This window comes from Pedobacter sp. 01T416_2 (assembly GCF_056398925.1).
This window is the reverse complement of the sequence record NZ_JBFTQI010000404.1, coordinates 1-5,271: the sequence shown is the minus strand read 5'-3', so window position 1 is coordinate 5,271 and position 5,271 is coordinate 1. Positions and strand designations below refer to the sequence as shown.

Genomic DNA, 5,271 nt, shown 5'->3' with positions numbered 1-5,271 from the left:
GCCTATACTTTTCCAAACTGATCAAGATACAATGAGTGCCAAAAATATATTTTCTACTTATATCCTATTTCTATTCTTTGTACTGGGCTTCGAAGGATGTAAAACGGGGCAATCGCTTTCCAGTAATCAAACAGATAGCAGGGGTTTAAAAGATTTTTACAAAGATTACTTCCCGATTGGTGTTGCCGTTGGCAAAAGAAACCTGAGCGGAGAGGAAAGCGCGTTGATTAAAAAACATTTTAACAGCATTACAGCAGAAAACGACATGAAAATGGAGTCGATGCAACCTATAGAAGGGAAATTTAATTGGCGGGAAGCCGATTCGATTATCAGCTTTGCAGCGCAAAATAACATCAAAGTACGTGGCCATAATTTATGCTGGCACGAACAGGCACCCTCATGGTTTTTCACAGATAAAGAGAGAAAAGAAGTAAATAAAATAGTATTGCTACAACGATTGAAGGCACATATTGATGCCGTAGTTGGGCGATATAAAGGAAAAATATATGCCTGGGATGTTGTCAATGAGGCCATTGACGACGATTCTACAAAATACTTACGAAATTCGAAATGGTACCAAATCTGTGGTGAAGACTTTATCATTAAAGCCTTTGAATATGCACATGCCGCCGATCCCGATGCAAAACTTTATTACAATGATTACAATACCGAACGACCAGAAAAAAGAGAACGCGTATACAAGTTGCTCAAAAGCCTGAAAGACAAAGGCGTACCTATAGACGGCGTTGGCCTCCAAGCGCATTGGTCTATTTATGAACCTAGTGAAAAAGAACTCGTTACAGCAATTGAACGCTATTCATCTTTAGGCCTTAAAATACAGTTTACCGAGTTAGATCTTTCCATTTATCCATGGGAGAAAAATAAACGTGCCAAACGTGCGAATGAAAGCGATGCTTACACCGCCGAACTTGAAGCCAGGCAGGTTGAAAAGTATAAAATGGTGTTCAACGTATTCAGAAAGTATAAAAATGTAATCACCAATGTTACATTCTGGAACATTTCAGATCGCCGTACCTGGCTGGATGGTTATCCTGTACCTGGCCGCAAAAATTACCCCTTACTTTTCGACACGCAATTAAAACCAAAAAAAGCCTATTGGAGCGTTATTAAATTTTAAGTAATGAAGAAAATATTTCCGCTAGTCTTATTCCTTTTCAACGTCCTCATTGCAGAAGCCGCTGGGCTCGGTCCAATTACGGTAAATACTTATTTGCCTGGAAGTTTTGCTGTGGTGAGCAAAGGTAAGGTTCCATCCATTTTAGTAAGTGCCAACGAATGGCCAGGCGTTATACGTGCCGCCCAAAATCTTCAAAACGATATTAAAAAGATAAGTGGACTTAAACCTGAATTTTTAACGGATAAAACAACCAGCATGCCCATCATCATTGGCACTATCGGCAACAGTAAAATCATCGATGAAATGATCAGGAACCATAGTCTAAATGTCTCCGAAATTGCCGGAAAATGGGAAGCCACATTAATTCAGGTGATAAAAAACCCAGTTAAGGGCATAGATTCTGCTTTAGTAATTGCCGGAAGCGATAAGCGGGGAACGATATATGGAATATACGAGCTTTCTGCTCAAATTGGTGTTTCACCTTGGTATTATTGGGCTGATGTTCCGGTAAAAAAAAGCAGTTCGCTCTATGTTATTGCAGGGCGTCATATAATTTCTTCACCTGCGGTAAAGTACCGGGGGATATTTTTAAATGACGAAGCGCCCGCACTTTCCGGATGGAGCAAAAAAGAATTTGGGGGGTTTAACCATAAGTTTTATGAGAAGGTATTCGAATTGATTCTTCGCTTAAAAGGGAATTATCTATGGCCCGCCATGTGGGGAAGTGCATTTAACGACGACGATAAACTCAACCCTGTTTTAGCCGACGAATATGGCGTAGTGATTGGAACTTCTCATCACGAACCCTTAACACGTGCCCATGATGAGTGGAAAAGATATAAAGGTGGCAAATGGAACTATGATCAAAATCCCGAGCAATTACGTGCATTTTGGGAAAGCGGCCTGCAACGTGTAGCCGATAAAGAACAGATCATCACTGTTGGTATGCGTGGCGATGGCGACGAGCCCATGTCTACAGGCACAGCTACTGCCCTACTGGAAAAAATTGTAAAAGATCAACGTGAAATTATTGAAAAGGTAACAAAAAAACCTGCAGCGCAAACGCCACAGCTATGGGCCTTGTATAAGGAAGTTCAGGATTATTACGACAAAGGCATGCGCGTTCCCGATGATGTAACTTTACTTTTATGCGATGATAATTGGGGCAACATTAGAAAATTGCCAAGTTTAGGCGAAGCGCCCAGAAAAGGCGGTTATGGGGTTTATTATCACTTCGACTACGTGGGTGGCCCCAGAAACTACAAATGGGTAAACACCAACCCCATCCAAAAAATCTGGGAACAGATGCGATTGGCTTACGAACATGATGCCAATCAGATCTGGATCGTAAACGTTGGCGATTTAAAACCAATGGAGTTCCCCATCCAATTCTTTTTAGATTATGCATGGAATCCTGACGCCATCCCGGCCGATAAATTAATGGACTACACAACTAATTGGTCGGCCAACCAGTTTGGGAATGAACACGCTACAGCAATTGCCAACCATATAGATACTTATCTAAAATACGCAGGTAGAATTAAACCAGAACTGCTTAATGCAAAGACCTATAGTTTAAGCAGCTATAACGAGTTTGAACAAGTTACCGCTGATTTTAAAAAACTTGCACAACAAGCTACCAGAACCAACAAACAACTGGCTGATAATCAGAAAGATACCTATTACCAATTGGTTCTTCACCCCATTGAGGCTGTGGCTAATTTATATGAGATGTATCTCGCGGCAGCCAAAAACAAACTATACGCCAAACAGGGCAGATTTTCAACCAATACTTTCGCCGGTAAAGTTGATTCTCTATTTAAGCGAGATGCCGAAATCAGCACATACTACAATAAAACAATGGCTGGGGGAAAATGGGACCATATGATGGATCAAACGCATATTGGTTACACTTCCTGGCAACAGCCTGATAGCAATATTATCCCTAAAACTACGCTGATTAATAATACTACTACCAGCCTGGGTGTTGCACTGGAGAACTCGGAGCTCCATTTTACGGGAAAAACAAAGGTAGCGCAGGGCTTCACTTTTTCAGCGCTTGCAAATACATCACATACACTCGAACTTTTCAGAACAGGTGCGGGTGAAATGAGATACGATATCAAAGCTCCTGATTTTGTCATGTTAAACAGTAAAAAGGGATCACTTAGCGATGATCAGAAAATTCAGATCAGCATTGATTGGAATAAAGCGCCAAAAAACACTAAAACAAGTGAAATTCTCATTTCTGGCAGTGATAAATCGAGCATCACCATTCCTATTAAAACCGAAAACATTATTCCAACCGACTTATCTGCTAATTTATTCCTCCCTGATAACGGCTACATTTCGATGGAAGCGACAAGTTATAACAGAGCGGTAAACAGCAGACCTATTTTTTGGAAAACCATTCCCAATTACGGAAAAACCAGGGGCGGAGTAATCGCAACACCTGTAACTTCACCAATTCAGCAGCCTGGTGAAGGCTCACCACATTTAGCTTATGACATTTTTGTAACTGAAACGGGCAATTTTACCTTAAATACCTTTATCTCCCCTACTATTGATTTTACCGGGAAAGATGGATTAAAGTTCGCCGTGTCATTAGACGGGCAAGCTCCTATAGTAGTTAATATCAGCAAGGATTACGCCGCTGATTATGCCTGGGGACAATCGGTAGCCAACAACATCAAAATTTTTAAAACTCCCCTTGTCTTTAACAAGACCGGAAAACACACCATCAACTATTGGATGATTAATCCTGGCGTGGTACTGCAAAAATTAGTACTCGATCTTGGAGAATTAAATCCAAGTTACTTAGGACCACCAGAAAGCATTAAAAGCACACGACATTAAATTAACCAAAACCATGAGCAACATGATTAACGAATTAAAAAAAATCACCCTTTTTTCATCCATTATGGGAATGGCTATTGCCAGCTCCTGCCAGCAAGCAAACCAAAAAACAGAGAAGGAAACGGCACACACCCCTAAAAAAACCAGCTATTTATCGCAGCCTATAATCTCCAAAATTTATACCGCCGATCCTTCTGCCCACGTTTTTAATGGAAAAATTTATGTTTACCCTTCACATGATATCGAGGCAGGCACTCCGGAAAATGATAATGGTGATCATTTTGACATGAGAGATTACCACATTTTGAGCATGGACAGTATTCATGGTAAAGTTACCGATCACGGTGTGGCATTAAGCATAAAAGATATTCCATGGGCCGGCAGACAACTTTGGGCACCGGATGCCGCCTTTAAAAACGGAACCTATTATCTGTATTTCCCGGTTAAAGATAAATCTGATGTATTTAGAATTGGTGTTGCTACATCAAAAAATCCAGCAGGGCCATTTAAGGCTGAACCTGAACCTATTAAAGGGAGTTTTAGTATCGATCCGGCGGTGTTTACAGATACTGATGGCGCCAGTTACATGTACTTTGGTGGAATTTGGGGCGGGCAGTTACAGCGTTGGAATAATGGAAAATATGATGCCAATGGATCTAAAACCGACTCACAGAAAGAAAATGAACCCGCATTGAGTGCCAAAGTAGCGAAATTGAGCAGCGATATGTTATCATTTGATGGTGAAGTGAAAGATGTTCAACTAGTAGATAAACAAGGAAAAGCATTACTTACTAATGACCACGACAGACGTTTTTTTGAAGGTGCCTGGATGCACAAATTTAATGGAAAATATTATTTCACTTACTCAACAGGTGATACCCATTATTTAGCATATGCGATTGGCGACAAACCTTATGGACCATTTGTTTACGAAGGCACTTTTATGAAGCCCGTTCAAGGTTGGACTACCCACCATTCCATTTTAGAGATAAAAGGCAAGTGGTATATCTTTTACCACGACACCCAGCTTTCAGGAAAAACCCACCTTAGAAATGTGAAAGTGACAGAATTGAAACACAATGCCGACGGAACAATCGAAATGATTGAACCATGGGTTGAATAAGTATGAGTTGAAAGGTTGTTATTGGGAATTGAAGCAACTGATGAAGTTAATCATTGTAGAACTATTATTATCCCCAGGTTTCGAATTGGCAAATTGAGAAATCTGGGGGCAAAAAACACGCAATACAGCGAATAAATGCCCTTCGACTAGGGTG

At 40.6% G+C, this 5,271-nt stretch carries 3 protein-coding genes; all 3 read left to right on the top strand.

The genetic code is table 11. From position 1 onward, the window contains the following. Window positions 1-1,138: endo-1,4-beta-xylanase (locus AC1DPQ_RS16575; RefSeq protein WP_477610283.1), on the top strand; the 1,138-nt coding region annotated here is incomplete at its 5' end. Window positions 1,139-1,141: 3 nt separating this feature from the next. Then, window positions 1,142-3,994 (top strand): glycosyl hydrolase 115 family protein, encoded by a 2,853-nt coding sequence (locus tag AC1DPQ_RS16570; RefSeq protein ID WP_477580282.1) that lies wholly within the window; start codon window positions 1,142-1,144, stop codon window positions 3,992-3,994. 22 nt (window positions 3,995-4,016) lie between these two features. Next, window positions 4,017-5,117: a glycoside hydrolase family 43 protein gene (locus AC1DPQ_RS16565; protein WP_477580284.1), complete on the top strand. Its 1,101-nt coding sequence runs from the start codon at window positions 4,017-4,019 to the stop codon at window positions 5,115-5,117. The last annotated feature ends 154 nt before the right edge of the window (window positions 5,118-5,271 follow it).